This is a genomic window from Aeromonas sp. 604443, from assembly GCF_049170315.1.
Lineage (GTDB): Bacteria > Pseudomonadota > Gammaproteobacteria > Enterobacterales > Aeromonadaceae > Aeromonas > Aeromonas veronii_A.
The window spans coordinates 239,981-258,569 of sequence record NZ_JAAKMI010000005.1; the positions used below are offsets into that span (position 1 = coordinate 239,981).

An 18,589-nucleotide genomic window follows, 5' to 3' on the forward strand; every position below is an offset into this window, starting at 1 on the left:
TCCTAAATAAGTTGGTTAAACGAGATAGCACTCAACCAACCCTTTAGCAGCGACCATGCCACTTATTTTTATTCTTATTTTTCAATTAGTTAAATAAAAGACAATTCTCGCACGATTCCTTCATATGCAATAAATTGCGCAATATCATCAAACTCACTGGCAAAACTGTCATTTTAAGTGATTTTATCTGTGTGATGAGCAATTTTTTGCGTTATACAGCATCATGCACTGTCATCATCCACATTTTCAATCTGTGCCGTGTCAATGTTCAGTCTGACAATACCCTGCATCAGCGCCCATGATATCGCCTGATTTTTGCTGCTTGCCCCCAGCTTCTCCGCTATCCGTTCAAGATGGAAAGTGACGGTTCTGGGCTTGATCCCCAGGATCTGGGCAATATCACTCACTTGCTTGCCTTCGGCAGCCCACTGGCACACCTCCAGCTCCCGTAGGGTCAGTTCTTCCTGAGGAAGCTTCACGGCAAGACAAACACGGGCCACAGCCTCGAAGACATGCACCGCCAGCCAGCTTAAAAAGGGAGCAGCCGTCAGCCACTGATGCTCAGTTCGTGTAGTGCGTGTGATCAATGACAACAAGCCAACATGGCCATTCGGCCCGTGCCAGGGAATCGTGATCCCGTCGCGCAATCCCATCTCATGGGCCTGCAACATCACCTCAAGCCCCGCCATATCTTGTTGATCGCAACACTCGGTGATCAGGTTGGCCCAGAGGATAGGGGTACTCTGGCTCATCCCTTTGCGTACAACGGGATCTAACGTAAAGAAACGCTTTTTGTCATAGGTCTGTACCCATTCGGCAGGACAGCCGTTGAAAATCCTCACGTCAGGTCGCTGAATCGAACTGGGAAAGATGAATCCCAGCCGGAAGTGGTCAAAACCCATCTGCTGGCTAAGGGTACGCAGCAGGGCCACTATGGTCTGCTCGTCAGAGGCCTCATTGAAGCGGGTAATCAGCTCAAGAGCGTCGGCGGTGTCGAGGAAAAAGTTCGATGTCGAAGTCAAAAGCTAGGCACACCCGTTGTAAATAATTACTAAATGTCATTAACAATAAATCAAATAGCATAATATCTCGCCAACACAAAGAAAAAGGCGAAGCCAATGAATAACATGGTGTGAGCGGGTCACCTCACACCTGGCTACATGTATAAAAAATCCCCGCCTGTCAGGGCGGGGATCCGGTGCGGGCAACAGCCCGAGATCACTGCGTGTGTTGTCTTTTTAGAATACGTATTTGACCCGTGCACTCAGGTTGCGGCCCGGTTCGGTCATCATGCTGTTATCGGAGCCCTCGGCACGACCGGCGATGCGCTCGTAGCTGGTGTACTCCTTGTCAAACAGGTTGAAGACCCCGACGTTGAGCTGCAGGTCGGTCATCGGGTTGAACTGGGCGTACATATCCACCACACCCCAACCGGCGCTCTTCACGTAATCGTTGCCTTTGCTGTCTTTACGGACTTTGTCCATGTCGTCAGCAAAGCGCAGCGCGGTATTGAAGTTCCACTGGGACTGTTCCAGACGCACACCGACGGAGCCGTTGAGCGGGCTCAAGCTGTTGATGTAGTTGCCATCCCCATCCTTGCCTTCGATGTAGGCGAGGTTGCCCCAGACATTGACGATGTCGTTGAGCCAGTAATCCGCCTTGGCTTCGACCCCTTTGGTGGTCGCCTTGCTCAGGTTCTGGTACTGGTAGACGGCGGTGCGCCCCTCTTTGCCCACTTCCACCATCTCGATGAAGTCTTCGAACTTGTTGTAGAAGCTGGCTACTTCATAGCTGAAGCCGTTGCTGCTGCCACGCACGCCAAGATCGATGCCGTCGCTGCTCTCCGGATTGAGGTTCGGGTTGGGCTCGATGCGATAGCCGTAAGCCTGATGGTTCAGGGTGGAGAAGGCGCTGTCATACATGGGGGCCTTGAAGCCGTGGCTGTACTGGGCGAACAGGTTGGCCGCCTCGTGGGCCTTGAACACCAGACCCAGCTTGGGTGACAACTCCCCTTCCGAGAACTTGTGCAGCTTGTCGCCTGTGTAGGCCGGATCGTTGTCCGGAGTCATCCGGTAGTAGTCATAACGGGCACCTGGGGTCAGCACCCAGCGCTCGCCAAACTTGATCTCGTCAAAGGCCCACAGGGCGCTGCGCTCGCTGGTGGTAGCCGGGAAACTCAGCTCGTTGTAGCCGACAAAATCACCGGGGGTCGTCGGCCCCTTGTAACGGGTACGTTCGTTGTCGGTGTGCTCGTATTCAGCCCCCCAGGCCAGGCGGTGGTTGGCGACCGCCTTGTGGAACTGCAGCTGGGCGCCGATGTTCTTCTGATCGAACACGTTGTGATCCAGCGAGTTTTTGGTCACATAGGGGTTGCCGGGGCTGACCGGATACTTGGATGAGGCGTACTGATCCAGCGTCTGCTTGGTGCGGGCGAAGTAGACCTTGCTATCCATCCGATCAGCCCAGCCTTGATTCAGCGCGATGCCGTGATCCAGCACCACAGAGAGGTTGTCGGTCTGCTTGTCGGTGATGGGCTGATCAAAGACACGGGCAGTACCGGTACCGACCTTGTTGAGCTTGACCGCATCCGGCTCCTCGCCATCGGTCAGGTAGTCAACGGTCAGCTTGAGGAACTGCTCATCGGAGAGGTTCCACTTGCTCTTGAGCAGCAGGGCGTGGGTACCGATATCGAAGTCGTTTTTGGTGGAGTCGAAATTCTGGGTCACACCGCCATCGCGCCAGGTGTAGCGCAGCAGGTTCTCCACTTCACCAGTGCGCAAGGCGCCGGTAAAGCCCGCCATCTTCTGGTGGCTGCTGGAGGCGTAACCGCTGGTCACATCCAGATAACTATCCTTGCCCTTGAGGAAGTCGCTGGCATCCTTGGTGGTGATGGCAATCACGCCACCCAGCGCATCGGAGCCGTAGGCGGCAGACGCCGGCCCCTTTGCCACTTCTACCTGCTTGATCATGTCGGTATCGAAGTAGCTCTGGCCAACACCGCCCTTGCTGTAAGCATCGTTCTGGCGCACACCGTCGCGCACCACCTTGACCCGGTTTTCACCCATGCCGCGGATGATGAAGGTCTGCGCATCCCCCTGACCGCCGAGCACGGTCACACCGGGTTCGTAGCGGAACAGGTCGGCGACGTTGGTGACGACCTGCTCTTCAATCTGCTTGGCGGTGATCACCGAGATGGGGCCGGAGACATCTTCCAGTTTTTGCTCCATCCGTGAGCCGCTGACGACCACGACTTCATCCGCCTTCTGGGTGGCAGCAAAGACCTGGGAGGAGAGACCGGCCGCCACGGCGAGGGCAACCAGAGAGAGTGCGTTATGATGGGTCACAGCGAATCCTTATTGAGAACTGTTATCAAACAGGCCGCATATTACCCGGCTCTCGACAAAGATCAACAAGAAACGAAATCATTCTCATTTGTTTTGAACCAAATTGGTTTTACACTGTCGCCCTGTGTTGCCCTTATTCTCTATTAGCCCCCGAGATGCACCGGCATCCGGGCATATCAGCCGTGAGATCCCATGATTAGACGACTTCCCCTGCTCGCCCTGCCGCTGCTACTGGCAGCCTGTGCCACCCCAACCCAGCCAAACGTGTCATCACAGTTGCAGACGCTCTATGACTACCGGCTAAGTAGCGAGGGAGATGCAGACCTGACGCTGGAGCAAGCAATCGCGCGCATTGCCGACGCCGACATCATTCTGGTGGGCGAGCTGCACAGCCATCCTGCCGTGCATCTGTTGCAATCGCGCCTGCTGAGCGGGCTCTACACCGCAGGTCAGCAGCACGGTCGGCCATTGGCCCTCTCCATGGAGCAGTTCAGCCGCGCCGATCAGAAGACGCTGGATGCCTATCTGGCGAATCAGATTGGTGAAGCGGCCTTGATCCGCGAAGGCAACGCCTGGCCCAACTATCCGAGCGACTACCGCCCGCTGGTAGAGTTTGCCAAGGCTCACCGGATGCCGGTGATCGCCGCCAACGCCCCCAAGCCGCTGGTGAGCTGTGTCGGTCAGGAGGGGGCTGAGTGGCTCGACAAACTGCCAGCCACACGTCGCAGCCAGATGGCCCGCCAGCTGACGCTGGGGGATGACCCCTATCGCCAGAAATTTATGGCCTCCATGCACCACGGCGATGCCGACAGCAACGCCCGCCGCTTCGCCGCCCAGACCAGTTGGGACGACACCATGGCCGAGAGCATGGTGGATTATCTCGCCAAGCACCCGGGCCAGCAGATCATGCATATCGCCGGCAATTTCCACGTCGAGGGGGGGCTTGGGCTCGCCAGTCGCATCGCCAGCCGCAATCCTGCCCTCAAGGTGGCGCTGGTCGTGCCCCGTACAGATGAGACCTCTGTTGCAGATCCCGCAGCCGATGTGCAGGTAACCATCATGCCGCTGCCTAAGCGCTGGCAAAACAGTGACGAGATGAAGCAAGATATGGGCGCGCTGCATCAATCCCGCAGTCGTGACTGCAGCCAGTGGCTGCAACCCTAATCTTCCAGGAAACGGCGGGTAAAATATGGATGTGTTACTGATCATCGATGTGCAGCAAGGCTTGTTCAACGAGCCCCGTTACCGCCAGGAGCAGATGCTGGCCAATATCAATCGGGCTGCGGCCCATGTCAGACAGCAACAGGGACGGGTCATCTATATCCAGCATGACTCGCCCCCCGGTACCGAACTGGAACCGGGCACCCCGGGTTGGCAGTTGCACAGTGCGCTGCAACCGGCCAAGGGAGAGAGCCGGGTGCGCAAGACAGCCTGTGACAGCTTTCTCGATACCGAGCTTGCCTTCCTGCTGGCCGAGCAGCCAGTCGATCGACTGATCCTCTGTGGCTGCGCCACCGATTTTTGCGTCGATACCACGGTGCGCAGTGCCGCCTCCCATGGGTACGAGGTGCTGGTGTTGAGCGATGGTCACACCACCGCCGATCGCCCCCACCTGAGCGCGGCCCAGATCACCGAGCACCATCACTGGATGTGGCGCCACCTCAGCCTGCCGGAGGGGCGCAATGTCACCCTACTCACCACCGACGAGCTGCTGGCAGTAACACCCGCCCTGCAGCCATGCTAATCTGCGAGCCTCGCCTCGTTTCTCACTGGAGTCTGTCGTGCGCCTGTTGTCTGCCACCCTGTTGTTGATTGTTCCCCTGCTGTCGGCCTGCTCCAGCTTGCCCGGACAGAAGTATGACGGGCCGGAACCTCTGTTTCTGACCCACATAAACGAGGAGGGGAGCAAGCGCTTCACCTTTGAAGCCGCGCCCAACGACACCTTGCCGCGCGGCCTCTCGGCGGCCCAGAGTCAACGGTTGCTGGAACAGAGGGAGGCGTTGCAGGAGAATCTGCTGACCGATACCCTGGCGACCAAGCAGTATTGCCGCCAGGGCTACATAGTGCTGAGCCAGACCTCCTGGAAGGTGCGGGGGGAGTGCAACGAAACGGCCACCGACGCCGATCGTCGCGCTTTTCCCAACAAGGCCAGCTGGCAGGATTGAACTGGCGGATAAGATAACGCAATAAAAACGGGCAGCCCAGTGGCTGCCCGTTTTGTTATAACGGCTGTCGTGGTCGACAGGGATTATCAGACCGGCGCATCGGCCGGGCTGGTGAGCTCGGCACCGTTGTCGATGCGCTTGTGCCCTTCCACCAGATGGACGAAATCCACCAGCTCGTCACCGGAGACCGCGAACGCCTGGCCGAAGCCCTTGACGAACAGCCCCTGCTCCGGCTTGAGGCGGAACAGTTTGAAATCCTTGAGGTTGGAGAGACCCTTGATGATCTCGCCAAAACGCCCCTCCAGTGCTGCGACCGCCTTGCTCCAGCGAGCGTCGTCACGGGCCACCACTTCGGCTACCGCATCGAAGGTCAAGCGCTTGCGGGCAAACAGCTCGCGGGCACCGCTCTCATCCTCGATCAGCATCAGGGATACTCGCGGCACCTGTTGCAGGTTGCGGGCGTGGCGAGCGATCTCGGAGATCAGCACATAGTAGCCATCTTCCTGCAGCACAAACGGGGCATAGCTGGCGTTGGGATTGCCTTCGCCATCGACGGTGGCGAGCTGCAGGGTACGGCAGCTGTCGCGAAACTCGCGGATCTCCGGTTGCAGGCGGTTCTGCAGACGCTCCTGACGTTCACTCATGCTTTGACTTCCTCTTGAGAGTTGTGGCGCAGCGCCATGAAACGGGTAACCTGATCGGCCAGCAGCTGGCGTTTCTCGTCGCGACCCAGATAGACCTTGAAAATGCAGCGGCCGGAGTGACCGAAGAACTGGAAGGAGTGCCCCTCCTTGCCCATGAACAGCTTGCTGACCAGCGCAATCCCCGCCACGTTGTCGAGCTTGAGGTGACCATGCAGCTCACCGTCGCGGCCCATCAGGTTGTAGTAGCCGCGTGCGTCCTTGCCTTTCGGGAAGGGGGCTTTTACCTCGAAGATGGAGCCTTCAGATTCGACGATGGTGGTCACCGGGCCCCAGTCGGCCAGATCTTCCAGCAGACCTTGTGCGCGATCGGCGGACAGCAGGGTCACCAGCTCGGCGGGCAGATGGCGAACCACCTCCCATTCGCTGATGGCAAGCTGGGCCGCCAGGGTGGACGGATGAGCGCCGGGATCCTGCTCCAGCAGCGCGTGAATGCGTTGTGCAATGCTCATGTTTTCTCCCTCTGCGGGACCAGGTCGTCCCGCTGTTTATCATGGCGGCTACTCTAATAAAGCACCGGAATCAATGCAATTGATAATTGCTATCATTATCAGTGCATTTTTTCCAAAGCCTTGATATTCTCGGCGGCACACCCGTTTCATTCACCCCTTCGGAGGTTAGCATGGGCCGTCGTCTTGCCCTCGCCATCACCCTGCTCTGCAGTTCACTATCCCCCTTCTCTGCCGTTGCCGCCGACGGACAGAAAGAGCGTATCGTCAGTATCGGCCCGGCCACCACAGAACTCATTCTGGCCCTTGGCGGTGAATCGAGCCTGATCGCCACCGATGTCAGCAGCCCCTTGCCAAAAGGGTTGCCCAAGGTGGGTTATCACCGGGCGCTGGCCGCCGAAGGGATCCTGAGCCTCTCCCCCACCCGACTGGTGGGCAGTGACGAGATGGGGCCGGCCCCGACCCTGGATCAGCTGCGCCGTGCCGGGGTCAAGGTGGAGGTGCTGGATACCGCGCCGACCCTCGCCAACCTCAACCAGCGTATCGACACCCTCGCCAGCCTGCTGGGCGACAAAGCCGCTGGCGATCGCCTGAAGGCAGAGATCCAGGCTCAGACCGATCAGCTGGCGGCGCAAGCCAAACAGAACAAACCGCTCAAGGTCGCCTTCCTGCTGCTGCACAAGGGGCAACCCACCAGCATCGCCGGGGGGGACACCACCGCCAGCGCGCTGATTTCGCTGGCAGGTGGCATCAATCCGGTCGCCGATTTGCGCAACTACAAGCCGGTATCCGCCGAATCCCTCATCGAGATGCAGCCCGATCTGGTGCTGGTCAGCGGTCGTGACTGGCAGCAGTATGCCGATCCGGCCAAGGTGCTGGCAGAAGTACCCGCCCTGGCCGCTACCCCGGCTGGCAAGCGTAACGCCATTCACGCCATCGACGGCCACGCCCTTCAAGGGGGCCTGAGCCTCAACTCCCTGCAACAGGCGAACCAGATCGCCCAGTGGATCAAGCAGGGGTCATGATGCGGTTACCCCTCTCCTGGCTGCTGGCCTTTACCACGGCCGCACTGGCACTGTTGCTGCTCGGTTCGCTGGCAACCGGCCCCATGACCCTCACCCTGGGCGAGAGTCTGCGGGCGCTGTTTGCCGGGCAGGAGAGCGGGATTGAGTCACACAAGCTGCTGATCGTGCAGGAAATTCGCCTGCCGAGAACCCTGCTCTGCATCGCAGTGGGGGGGATCCTCGGGCTCTGTGGCGCCGTGATGCAGGGGCTGTTTCGCAACCCCCTGGCTGACCCCGGCATCATAGGTGTCTCCGGCGGTGCGGCGCTTGGGGCTGCACTCGCCATCGTGCTGCTGGCCCCCCTCGGCCAGCAGCTGCAAGCCACCATCGGGGTTGGTCTGCTGCCGCTGCTCGCCTTTCTCGGCGGCGCGCTCACCACCACCCTGGTCTATCTGCTCGGCACCCGTGAGGGGGGCACCTCGGTCACCGTCATGCTACTGGCCGGGGTCGCCATCACGGCGCTCTCCGGCGCGGTGATCGGCCTGCTCACCTATCTGGCGGACGATCAGATGCTGCGCAACCTGAGCCTGTGGCAGATGGGAACGCTGGCGGCAGGCAAACCGGCCGATGTGGCGCTAGCCCTGCTCACTCTGGTGGCCCTGCTGTGGCTCTTTATGCGCGATGCCAATCCCCTCAACGCCCTGCTGCTGGGTGAAGGGGAGGCCCGTCATCTGGGGGTCAATGTGCAATCCCTCAAACGTCGCCTGATCCTGCTCACCGCAGCGGGCGTCGGCGTGGCGGTGGCGGTAGCGGGGATGATCGGCTTCGTCGGGCTGGTTGTGCCCCATCTGGTGCGCCTGCTGGCGGGTCCCAACCATGTCAGGTTGCTGCCACTCTCGGCCCTGCTGGGCGCAGCCCTGCTGCTGGCAGCCGATATGCTGGCACGCACCCTGCTGGCCCCGGCCGAGCTGCCGGTGGGCATCATCACCGCCCTGCTCGGCGCCCCCTTCTTCATCTGGCTGTTGGTAAAAGGCCGCCGCGCCCTGTGATACGGACTGTTATGCAACCACTCTCATCCTCACTCTCCGCCCCCCTGTTGAGCTGCAGCCGACTCAGCCTGCGCCGTGGCCAGCACCAGATCCTGGATGGGCTCGATCTTAGTCTCGAGAGCGGCACCCTCACCGCGCTGCTGGGCCCCAACGGGGCGGGCAAGAGCTCGCTGCTCAAGTGCCTGACCGGCGAGCTGGAATATGAGGGTTCCATCACTCTGTTTGGCGCGGATCGCCGGCAGTGGGACAGCAGCCAGCTGGCCCACCGGCTCGGGGTATTGCCGCAAAGCTCCTCCCTCAACTTCCCCTTTCTCTGCGAGGAAGTGGTTGCCATGGGGCGCCTGCCCCACAGTGAACCGGCGGCGCGGCGTGACGAAATTGTGGCAGCGGCCATGACCCATGCCGGGGTCGAGCATCTGGCCAAACGGCTCTATCCCGGGCTCTCCGGCGGCGAGCGGCAGCGGGTGCAGTTTGCCCGGGTGCTGGCGCAGATCTGGCAAGCTCCCTCCCCGGCCGAGCAAGCCGAGCAACCCCGCCTGCTGCTGCTCGACGAACCCACCTCGGCGCTGGACCTGAAATACCAGCATCAGCTGCTCACCATGGCGCGCGCCCTGGCCAGCCGCAATACTGCGGTGCTGGTGGTGCTGCACGACCTCAATCTGGCGGCGCGCTATGCCGATCGGCTGGTGATGCTGGAACGGGGCAAGCTGATGGCCGATGGCACACCTGCCGAGGTGCTCACCCCTGAGCTGATCGCCCGTCTCTATGACTATCCGGCACAGGTGATCCACCACCCCGAGAGCGGCCTGCCGATGGTGGTGTGACAAATTCAGAGTGCGGTAACGGCAGGAAATGCGCCATTCATCCCGGAAACTGCAGCGTATAAACCGGTTTTTCACACCCCATATCGCCCTGCTAACATTCATCATCGCCAGATATGTGGTGTGAATATCCTCACACTTTGCTCAGGCAAAATCCCCGCAGCATCGCCGTCTACTTATAATGGCGCCGCCTCACAGAAGGCATAACTCATTGATGCTACGGAATAATTAAAATGAAGAATATCAACAAGACCCTACTGGCTGCCGCCATTTCCCTCGGGATGCTGGCTGGCTGCAACAGCGACAACGACTCAAAGGCAGCTGATCCCATGGTTCGTTTTGCCACCTTCAACCTCTCTTTTGACCGCACTGCCGCCGGTATGCTGACTGGCGAGCTGGCGCTGACCCGCACCGAGCAGGATGCCCTGCTGGCCCGCCTCGCCGAAGGGAGCCTGAGCGGCGCCACTGAAACCAAAGCCAAGAACGTGCAGCAGATCCGCAACGTGGCGGAAATCATCCAGCGTACCCGCCCGGATGTGTTCCTGCTCAACGAGTTCGACAACGACGGCAAAGGCGAGAGCACCGCCGATCTGAAAGCCTTCAACGACAACTATCTGGCTCACGCCCAACACGCAGAGGTGACGGCCATCAGCTATCCGGTGATGCAGAACTTCGCCACCAACACCGGCCTGATGAGCGGTTATGACCTCAATCTGGATGGCAAGGTCAACAGCGGCCCCGACGATGCCTGGGGCTTTGGCAACTACCACGGCCAGTACGCCTTTGCGGTGATGTCCAAATACCCCATCGACACCAAGCAGATCCGTACCTTCCAGAACTTCAAGTGGAAGGATATGCCGGGCGAGCAGAACCCCATCATCGATGACTGCAACAATCCCAAGGTCAAGATCCCGGCCAGCCGCCAGTGTGGTGATGCCTGGTATTCAGACGCGGCCTGGCAGCAGTACCCGCTCTCCTCCAAGAACCACGCCGATGTGCCAGTACGGATCAAGACCGAGAAGGGTGAAGAGGTGATCCACTTCCTGATCTCCCACCCGACCCCACCGATCTTTGCCAACGCAGCGCGTCACACCGTCAAGCACAACCGCGCCGAGATCGCCTTCTGGAACGACTACGTCAAGGGTCTCAACTACATGACCGATGACAAGGGCACCAAGGGTGGGCTGGCCAAAAACGCCAAGTTTGTCATCGCCGGCGATCTCAACGCCGATCCGCTCACCGGTGACGGTGACCTGACCGCCATTCAGGATCTGCTAAACAACCCGCTGATGAATCAGGCCATCACCAATGGCACCCTGATCCCGGTCAGCGAAGGGGGCCCGGAGTGTGTCAGCAAGGGGACCGACTGCAAACGCAACCTCAATCGCCCCAACCCGGAGCGGATCACCAATAGCAGCGTGCTGCAGCTGGATCACGTCATCCCCTCCGCCAACCTCAACGCGGTGAAGAGCGGTGTCTACTGGCCTGCCAGCTTCGAGGCCGGTTATCACCTGGTCTATGATGCGAAACTCGGCATCGCCAAGGGAGTCAGTTCGGATCACCGCATGGTGTGGGTCGATCTCAAACTCGACTAACCCTGCCATGACCCCGCTGCGGCGGGGTCTTTTATTGGCGAGGGGTGGCGCGTTGACCACGGCTCATTAATCCACCGCTTGGCATGGCATCCCCCATCCATAACAGTTGAATGGGCCTCGCGATCACAGAACCGCCGCGCCAATGGTGGTAGCATGCCTCCTCTTGCCATCCGGCCGCACGGCGGATCCGGTGGCCCTCCCTCCTCCGCTTTCACTTTTTGAGGAACGATTTGATGGAACTGCTTCTGCTTAGCAACGGTAAAGCCAACGAATTTCCGGGTCTGCTCGGCTGGGCCCGCGATCGGGTTCAGAGCCTGCTGGCTCGCAAACAGGTCAAGCGCATTCTGCTCATCCCCTACGCGGTGATCCGCAGCGACTGGGATGCCCGCGCCAACGAGCTGCAGGAGAGTCTGGGAGTCGATGCCATCAGCATCCACCACTTCGATGACCCGGTCGATGCCATCAATCAGGCGGACGCCATCTTTATCAGCGGCGGCAACACCTGGCGCCTCAACCAGATGCTGCATGAAAACAGCCTGATCGTGCCGATCCAGCGTGCCGTGCGCGAGCGGGGTGTCCCCTATGTGGGCTGGAGCGCCGGTTGCAACGTGGCGACCCCAAGCATCCGCACCACCAACGATATGCCGGTTTGCAGCGCCGCCGTGCTGCCCGCGCTGGGCCTGTTCCCGCTGCAGATCAACCCGCACTATCTGGACGCCAGCATCAGCGGCCACATGGGCGAGACCCGCGACGAGCGTCTGGCCGAATTCTGCGCCATCAACCCGAGCGAATATGTGGTGGCTCTGCGCGAAGCGAGCCTGCTGCAAATCACCGGAGCAAACGGCAGCGAGCGTCTGGAGTACTGGAGCGCCCGTGAGCAGGACTTCAAGATCTTCAAACAGGGTCAGGAGCCGCAAGCCTTTATGGACGCCGCCCCGCTGGCCGAACTGACCCCCTTCAAGGTCGGCTGAGCCACGCAGAGCACCGCGCCACTGGCAGGCGGATAGCTCGCGAAACCGTTAAAACAAAAGAGGGATGGCTCAATGCCATCCCTCTTTTTATCGTCATCTTTCGGCTGGTTGCAGCCTGATTACTCACCCTGCAGGGTCACCAACACCTTGCGGGCACCGCCATCGATGCGATGCTCGCCAAGCCAGATCCCCTGCCAGGTGCCGAGCGCCAACTGACCATCGCGGATCGGCAGTTGCAGGCTCACCCCGAGCAGGGAGGATTTGATGTGGGCGGGCATGTCATCCGGCCCCTCATAGGTGTGGCGATAGTAAGGGGCATCTTCCGGCGCCAGCCGATGCAGATGGGCCTCCATATCGCTGCGCACACTCGGATCGCAATTCTCGTTGAGGGTGAGCGAGGCGGAGGTGTGTTGCAGCAGCAGGTGCGCCATGCCAATCCGGTAATCCGCCAGCATCGGCAGCTTGGCCACCAGCTCGTCCGTCACCAGATGAAAGCCCCGCGAACGGGGCTTAAGAGTCAGCAGGCACTGCTGCCACATCAGACGTACTCCATAAAGACGCGGGAGGTGAGTTTGGTGATGAGCTCGTAGGGGATGGTGCCAATCTCGTCGGCCACCCGCTCTACCGGCAGCCCCTCGCCCCATAGCACCGCCTCGTCACCGGCCTTGTCGGTTGCGCCCGGCCCCAGATCGACCGTGCTCATATCCATGGAGACACGCCCCACCAGCGGCACGATGCGGCCGTTGACCAGCACGGAAGTGCCGTTGGGGGCCATGCGTGGATAGCCGTCACCGTAGCCGATGGCGATCACGCCAAGGCGAGTATCGCGATCTGACACCCAGTTGGCGCCATAGCCCACCGGCTCGCCCGCCTTGTGATCCCGCACCGCAATCAGCTGGGTCTTCAAGGTCATCACCGGCTGCAGGTCGTAATCGGCCGCCACCGTGTTGGGGAAGGGCGACACGCCATAGAGGATGACGCCGGGGCGCACCCAGTCGCAGTGGGAGTCCGGCCAGGCCAGAATGCCCGCCGAGTTGGCCATGGCACGCTCGCCCGCCAGCGGTGCCGTGAGACGGCTGAAGAGGTCAATCTGCTCGCGGGTAGTGGGCTGCTCCAGCTCATCGGAGCGGCTGAAGTGGGTCATGATGTTGAACGGCTGCACCACGTTCTTGCACTTGCCGAGTCGTTCGATAAAGGTGGGCATCTCGTCGGCACGCACCCCGAGGCGGTGCATGCCGGTGTCGAGCTTGAGCCAGGCCACCACGGGCGCTGGCAGCTCAACCTGCTCCAGCGCTTCGAGCTGCTCCCAGGTGTGAACCGCCGTCTGCAGATTGTTGGCCGCCAGCACCGGCAGATCGTCGGCAGAGAAGAATCCCTCCAGCAGCACGATGGGTTTGACCACGGCGCAGGAGCGCAGCATCAGCGCCTCTTCGATACGGGCCACCGCATAGGCATCCGCATCCACCAGGGTGCGGGCGACCGGCAGCAGTCCATGGCCATAGGCGTTGGCCTTGACCACAGCAATGATCTTGCAAGCGGGAGCGTGGCGCTTGACCACGGCGAGGTTGTGGCGCAAGGCCGCAGTGTTGATTTGGGCAGTAGCCGCTTTCATGGTTTTCCCTTACGAGGGCACAAATGGTCTCCCCCTCATCGGGCAGAAGACCGCCACTCACTTATCGTCGTCGAAGGCCGGACCGGCATAATTGTCGAACCGGGAAAACAGGCTCTGACGGGCTGCCTTGCAGTGAATGGCAAGCGGGTCAGAGCGGTGGTGGCAATCCTGACCACAGGATTGCCATGATTGTTACTTATCAATAATCGTCGTCAAACGCCGGACCGGCGTAGTTGTCGAACCGGGAGAACTGACCCTGGAAGGTGAGGCGCACCCGGCCGATGGGGCCGTTACGCTGCTTGCCGATAATGATCTCGGCAATCCCCTTGTCCGGGCTGTCATCGTGATAAACCTCATCACGATAGATAAACATGATCAAATCCGCATCCTGCTCGATGGAACCCGATTCACGAAGGTCCGAGTTGACCGGGCGCTTGTCGGCCCGCTGTTCCAGGCTTCGGTTCAACTGGGAGAGCGCCACCACCGGGCACTGCAGCTCTTTCGCCAAGGCCTTGAGGGAGCGGGAGATCTCGCCGATCTCCAGGGTACGGTTGTCAGAGAGCGCCGGCACCCGCATCAGCTGCAGGTAGTCCACCATGATCATGGATAGGCCACCGTGCTCGCGTGCCACCCGACGGGCACGGGAACGTACATCGGTCGGAGTGAGGCCGGAGGCGTCATCGATATACATCTTGCCCTTCTCCAGCAGCAATCCCATGGTGGAGGAGAGGCGTGCCCAATCCTCGTCGTCGAGCTGACCGGTACGCACCTTGGTCTGGTCGATGCGACCGACCGAGGCGAGCATACGCATGATGATCTGCTCGGAGGGCATCTCCAGCGAGAAGATAAGCACCGGCTTGTCGGCCGTGAGGGCCGCATGCTCACAGAGGTTCATGGCAAAGGTGGTCTTGCCCATGGAAGGACGGGCCGCAACGATGATCAAATCCGAACGCTGCAAACCGGCGGTCATCTTGTCGAGATCGTTGTAACCGCTCGATACCCCGGTCACCCCGTTGTGCGGCGTCTTGAACAGCTCTTCAATCTTGTCGACGGTCTGCTCGAGGATGAGCTTCAGGGGCTGGGGCCCCTCGTTGGCGCTGGTGCGCTGCTCGGCAATCTTGAATACCTTGCTCTCGGCAAGATCCAGCAGATCGCCTGATGTACGGCCCTGTGGCTCGTAACCTGCTTCGACTATCTCGTTGGCGACCGAGATCATCTCCCGCACCACCGCTCGCTCGCGCACGATTTCGGCGTAGGCGTTGATGTTGGCGGCACTCGGGGTGTTCTTGGCGATCTCCACCAGATAGGCGAAGCCGCCCGCCTCTTCCAGCTGTTCGGAGCGTTCCAGCTCCTCCTGCAGGGTGATGAGGTCAATGGGGTTGCCCGCGTTGGAGAGGCGGGTCATGGCCTGGAAGATCAACCGGTGCGGACGGCTGTAGAAATCCTGATCGATCACCCGTTCGGCAACCCGATCCCAGGCATCGTTATCCAGCATCAGGCCGCCCAGTACGGACTGTTCGGCCTCAAAAGAGTGGGGAGGAACTTTCAGCTGTTGTGTCTTGGCGTCTTTTTTCGCCGTCACTTGCTCTGCCATACACATAAAAACCGCAGCGGGAAGGGAACGGGAATTTTACAAAAGAAAGCCAACTACGGCGAGCCCTATCTGGCGGCTCATACCATCATAAAGGGCCAAACCAGAGTCTGCTCTACCTTGACCATTTTGATTTTGCTTCGCATTTTGCGCTCCTTGCGACTCAATCTTCTGCTTTTCATCCGGTTTACTCCTCTTGTTTGACGCCGCATCGCGACAACCTCGTTCATGAATAATTCATGCCAGAGGTGATATTGATGAATACAAGCTGCGACACAATTAGGGACAGGCAGCCTGCCATGCGCCTTGCTGAGCTTGCCAAAGCGGAGCATGCCCCACCCACAGACGAGAGTGAAAAGAGTCAAAATGAAAAAGATGCTGACCCTGTTTGCCGTGATCCTGGCCATTGGCCTGGGGGCACCTCACGCCGAAGCCAAGAAGTTTGGCGGCGGCAAATCCTTTGGTAAAAGTTACAAAACTGCGCCGGCCCAGCCTGCGGCCAAACCGGTCGACAACAAGAATCCGACACTGAATGCCCAGACTCCGCCGAAAAAGAGCGGCATGATGGGCGGCCTGCTGGGCGGCCTGCTGGCCGGTGGCCTGTTTGCCTACCTGCTGGGCAGCGGTGCCTTTGAAGGTCTGCAAGGAATGGACTTCCTGCTGATCGCCCTGCTGGCGCTGGGTGCCGTCTTCCTGATCCGTACCCTGCGCAAGGGCAAGGTCGCGACGCCACAGCCACAACAGGCGGCCTATGCGGGCTATCAGCCACCGCAATCTGCTGCCCCGCAGCAGTTTGAGCAGAGCAACAGCGCACTGCAAGCCACCGGCTTTGCCGACAGCGACGTGCCGTTCCGCCTGCCGCCGGGCTTTGACATGAACAGCTTCCTGGCCGGTGCCCGCGATCACTATCGCACCCTGCAAGAGGCGTGGAACAAGAACGATCTGGAAAAGGTGCGCGAGTACGTCAGCCCCGAGCTCTTTGAGCAGCTCAAAGCCGAGCGCGCCGAACTGACTGGCGACCAGCATACCGAAGTGATGTACGTCGATACCCAGCTGGTACGTGCTGACTATGGCAGCGACTGGGCTCAGGTGAGCGTGCGCTTCAGCGGCCGCTACATGGACCGTCAGGAGCAGGTCGAAGAAGACATCAAAGAGGTGTGGCACCTCGAGCGCGATCTGGCCAAAAACAATGCCCCCTGGCATATAGTTGGTATCGAACAGCTGTAAGGTTTAGATTGTCACTACGCAAGAGGCGGCCAACGGGCCGCCTCTTTTCATTTCATCCCCTCACCTGACCTCATACAGGCGATTGCTATCGTCATTGATGATTGAAGAGTTGTAACCGCCACCCAAACAACGACAAAGGGCAGCCACCGGCTGCCCTTGGGGATCACATCTGGAGCTAAACGCACCGCTGACGAATCAGTTGCACCCTTCGGCAGATGTTGAGTTCAGATAGCTCACCTCATTGCCTGGCTGATAATCCGCAACGTTGATGGTCTTCTTGATCTCGATGAACTCTTTCAGCACGGCTGCATCCACCAAGCCGGCATTGATGGTATCGATCTTCGGATAACCGTCACCACCGGAGGCGCTGAAGCTCGGGATCGCGAAGCTGTAAGTTGCTGCCGGATCAAACGCCTTGCCACCGATACTGGTGATATTGACGCTCTTGGCCTGGCAATCCACCGCCATGTTGATACCGCCAAACTGGGCATAACCACCGGTATTGCGGGTCTTGCTTGCCACCTGGCCCAGATAGGTCGCCAGCTCGCTTCCCTTCATGACAGCCTTGTTGACCGTGTTGCCAAACGGGTGCACCAGCAGCACGCTGCGGTAAGTGATATCACCGGCCGGGATGCTGTCACGCACGCCGCCTGAGTTGACGATACCAAAGTCGACCCCCAGCTTGCTGCTGGTCGCCGTGGTGATGAGGCGACCCAGGTTGGTCTGCTTGTTGCGAACCGAGTTGCGATCACCAACCAGCAAGCCATCTGCCGAGCCAATGACGACATTCAGCTCTTGCTGACCTTTCTCCTGATAACCCAGCAGGGTGTTATACAGCTCGGGATCCTTGGTGATCTCGTCCTGTACGAACTGCATCTTGGTCGGGTCCTTGGTTACGACGCCGTTGGCATCGATCGCCTCGCCCTTGGCGTTGCGCTTGATCAGGTTGACCGGGATCAGCTCATAGCTGGTCAGGGTCAACTTGCCATTCTGATACTCAAACTGGGCACGGCCCACATACTTGCCCCACTCGTGAGCCTGCATGATCCAGGTGCCGTTTTGCTGGTCCGGTTGGCAGTTATCACCCGGTTTGAAATTGGCGTACTTGTTGGTGGTGCCCGGTTCCATACAGACCGGATTCTGGGAGTGGCCACCAATGATGGCATCCAGAGTCCCTGCCGGCAGTGCACGAGCCATCTCTACATCGCCCGGCGCATTGCTGCCGTGCTGACCATTCTCGTAATGGCCCATGTGGGTGATGGCGAAGACCAGATTGGCCTCCTTGTTGCTGCGGATCTGCTGGCCCAGTTTGGCCGCTTCCGTAGTCGGATCGCGGAACTCCAGAGTCTGCACGTTGTTGGGGTCAACCAGCTGGGCGGTATCTTCGGTGGTCAGACCCAGTACGGCGACCTTGAGACCGCTCTCCAGCTTGAACACCTTGTAGGGGTCAAAGTAGTGTTTGCCACTGGCCTTGTCGTAGATGTTGGCCGAGAGCATGGGGAACTGGGCCCACTTGCGCTGCTTCTCCAGCACGCTGAGGGGGTTGTCGAATTCATGGTTGCCCACTGCCATGGCATCGTAGCGAATGTTGTTCATCGCCATGAAGTCAGGCTCTGCATCCTGCAGATCGGACTCCGGCACCCCGGTATTCACATCACCACCGGAAAGAACCAGTACGTCACTGCCAGCAGCCTTGGCATCGGCACGCAGCTGTTCGACCAGAGTCTTCTGGGCAGCCATACCATACTCATTTTCAGCGTTGTGCCAGAAACGGCCGTGGGTATCGTTGGTGTGCAGGATGGTCAGTTTGCAGACATTTTCGGTGCAGGGTGCAACGGTGTCATTGGTCGAGGTATTACAGCCAGTCAGTGCAGCAAGCACGGCCAGTGCCACGCCGCCTTTGATAAAGTTATTATTCATTTCCATATCACCTTGATTGTTTTGTTATTTATCAACCCTGTCCAGCGGGTCGGGCGCCAATATAACAAACAACAGATGACCGTTTTTCATCGATGACTCACAAATTCTGCTAATTGTGATCTTCGGCCCAACATCCGGCT

Annotated in this window: 17 protein-coding genes; 9 read left to right on the top strand and 8 right to left on the bottom strand. The window is 59.6% G+C overall.

The annotated features are described in order from the left end of the window. Window positions 1–221: 221 nt before the first annotated feature. Window positions 222–932, bottom strand: coding sequence for a LuxR family transcriptional regulator (locus G5380_RS10075; RefSeq protein WP_421208836.1), 711 nt, complete (start codon window positions 930–932; stop codon window positions 222–224). A 306-nt stretch (window positions 933–1,238) separates the two neighbouring features. Further along, entirely contained in the window at window positions 1,239–3,344 is a 2,106-nt protein-coding gene (locus G5380_RS10080) for a TonB-dependent hemoglobin/transferrin/lactoferrin family receptor (RefSeq protein WP_139442008.1), read from the bottom strand. Window positions 3,345–3,536: 192 nt separating this feature from the next. On the opposite strand from G5380_RS10080, the gene G5380_RS10085 reads away from it, so the two are divergent. Genes G5380_RS10085 through G5380_RS10095 form a run of 3 tightly spaced genes read left to right on the top strand, consistent with a single transcriptional unit; the run spans window position 3,537 to window position 5,509 of the window. Further along, window positions 3,537–4,508 carry a ChaN family lipoprotein gene (locus G5380_RS10085; RefSeq protein WP_421352709.1) on the top strand — a complete coding sequence of 324 codons (972 nt, stop codon included), beginning with the start codon at window positions 3,537–3,539 and terminating at the stop codon, window positions 4,506–4,508. A 25-nt stretch (window positions 4,509–4,533) separates the two neighbouring features. After that, on the top strand, window positions 4,534–5,088 hold the full coding sequence (locus G5380_RS10090) for a cysteine hydrolase family protein (protein WP_421208838.1): 555 nt from the start codon (window positions 4,534–4,536) through the stop codon (window positions 5,086–5,088). Window positions 5,089–5,125: 37 nt separating this feature from the next. Further along, on the top strand, window positions 5,126–5,509 hold the full coding sequence (locus tag G5380_RS10095) for a hypothetical protein (RefSeq protein ID WP_421208839.1): 384 nt from the start codon (window positions 5,126–5,128) through the stop codon (window positions 5,507–5,509). Between the two features lie 86 nt (window positions 5,510–5,595). On the opposite strand, the gene hutZ is transcribed toward G5380_RS10095, so the two are convergent. Beyond that, window positions 5,596–6,153: a heme utilization protein HutZ gene (hutZ, locus tag G5380_RS10100; RefSeq protein ID WP_005335257.1), complete on the bottom strand. Its 558-nt coding sequence runs from the start codon at window positions 6,151–6,153 to the stop codon at window positions 5,596–5,598. Next, window positions 6,150–6,662, bottom strand: coding sequence for a heme utilization cystosolic carrier protein HutX (gene hutX, locus G5380_RS10105; protein ID WP_040066748.1), 513 nt, complete (start codon window positions 6,660–6,662; stop codon window positions 6,150–6,152). The genes hutZ and hutX overlap by 4 nt, the downstream gene beginning before the upstream one ends. Window positions 6,663–6,832: 170 nt before the next feature. On the opposite strand from hutX, the gene G5380_RS10110 reads away from it, so the two are divergent. The 5 genes from G5380_RS10110 to pepE all read left to right on the top strand — a co-directional run bounded on the left by G5380_RS10110 (window position 6,833) and on the right by pepE (window position 12,099). After that, the gene (locus tag G5380_RS10110) at window positions 6,833–7,684 is read left to right on the top strand and encodes a heme/hemin ABC transporter substrate-binding protein (protein WP_227342041.1); all 852 of its coding nucleotides are present in this window, start codon (window positions 6,833–6,835) and stop codon (window positions 7,682–7,684) included. Continuing rightward, window positions 7,681–8,712: a FecCD family ABC transporter permease gene (locus tag G5380_RS10115; RefSeq protein WP_166740553.1), complete on the top strand. Its 1,032-nt coding sequence runs from the start codon at window positions 7,681–7,683 to the stop codon at window positions 8,710–8,712. Before G5380_RS10110 ends, G5380_RS10115 begins: the two co-directional genes overlap by 4 nt. A gap of 11 nt (window positions 8,713–8,723) precedes the next feature. Next, window positions 8,724–9,536 (top strand): heme ABC transporter ATP-binding protein, encoded by an 813-nt coding sequence (locus G5380_RS10120; RefSeq protein ID WP_421352710.1) that lies wholly within the window; start codon window positions 8,724–8,726, stop codon window positions 9,534–9,536. Window positions 9,537–9,766: 230 nt separating this feature from the next. Beyond that, window positions 9,767–11,128 (top strand): endonuclease/exonuclease/phosphatase family protein, encoded by a 1,362-nt coding sequence (locus G5380_RS10125; RefSeq protein ID WP_421208841.1) that lies wholly within the window; start codon window positions 9,767–9,769, stop codon window positions 11,126–11,128. A gap of 233 nt (window positions 11,129–11,361) precedes the next feature. Then, complete coding sequence (pepE, locus tag G5380_RS10130; RefSeq protein ID WP_421208842.1) at window positions 11,362–12,099, top strand: dipeptidase PepE; 738 nt, start codon at window positions 11,362–11,364, stop codon at window positions 12,097–12,099. 119 nt (window positions 12,100–12,218) lie between these two features. Here pepE and G5380_RS10135 read toward each other — a convergent pair whose 3' ends face one another. From G5380_RS10135 to dnaB, 3 genes are all read right to left on the bottom strand, one after another. Then, on the bottom strand, window positions 12,219–12,638 hold the full coding sequence (locus tag G5380_RS10135) for a secondary thiamine-phosphate synthase enzyme YjbQ (protein WP_042052785.1): 420 nt from the start codon (window positions 12,636–12,638) through the stop codon (window positions 12,219–12,221). Further along, window positions 12,638–13,711: an alanine racemase gene (gene alr, locus G5380_RS10140; RefSeq protein WP_421208843.1), complete on the bottom strand. Its 1,074-nt coding sequence runs from the start codon at window positions 13,709–13,711 to the stop codon at window positions 12,638–12,640. Before alr ends, G5380_RS10135 begins: the two co-directional genes overlap by 1 nt. A gap of 199 nt (window positions 13,712–13,910) precedes the next feature. Continuing rightward, entirely contained in the window at window positions 13,911–15,305 is a 1,395-nt protein-coding gene (dnaB, locus tag G5380_RS10145; RefSeq protein WP_026035132.1) for a replicative DNA helicase, read from the bottom strand. Between the two features lie 363 nt (window positions 15,306–15,668). Between dnaB and G5380_RS10150 the strand changes: the two genes are divergently transcribed. Continuing rightward, the gene (locus G5380_RS10150) at window positions 15,669–16,529 is read left to right on the top strand and encodes a Tim44 domain-containing protein (protein ID WP_421352711.1); all 861 of its coding nucleotides are present in this window, start codon (window positions 15,669–15,671) and stop codon (window positions 16,527–16,529) included. A gap of 195 nt (window positions 16,530–16,724) precedes the next feature. Here the strand turns inward: G5380_RS10150 and ushA are convergent, their stop codons facing one another. Next, on the bottom strand, window positions 16,725–18,449 hold the full coding sequence (ushA, locus tag G5380_RS10155; protein ID WP_421352712.1) for a bifunctional UDP-sugar hydrolase/5'-nucleotidase UshA: 1,725 nt from the start codon (window positions 18,447–18,449) through the stop codon (window positions 16,725–16,727). Window positions 18,450–18,589 lie beyond the last annotated feature (140 nt).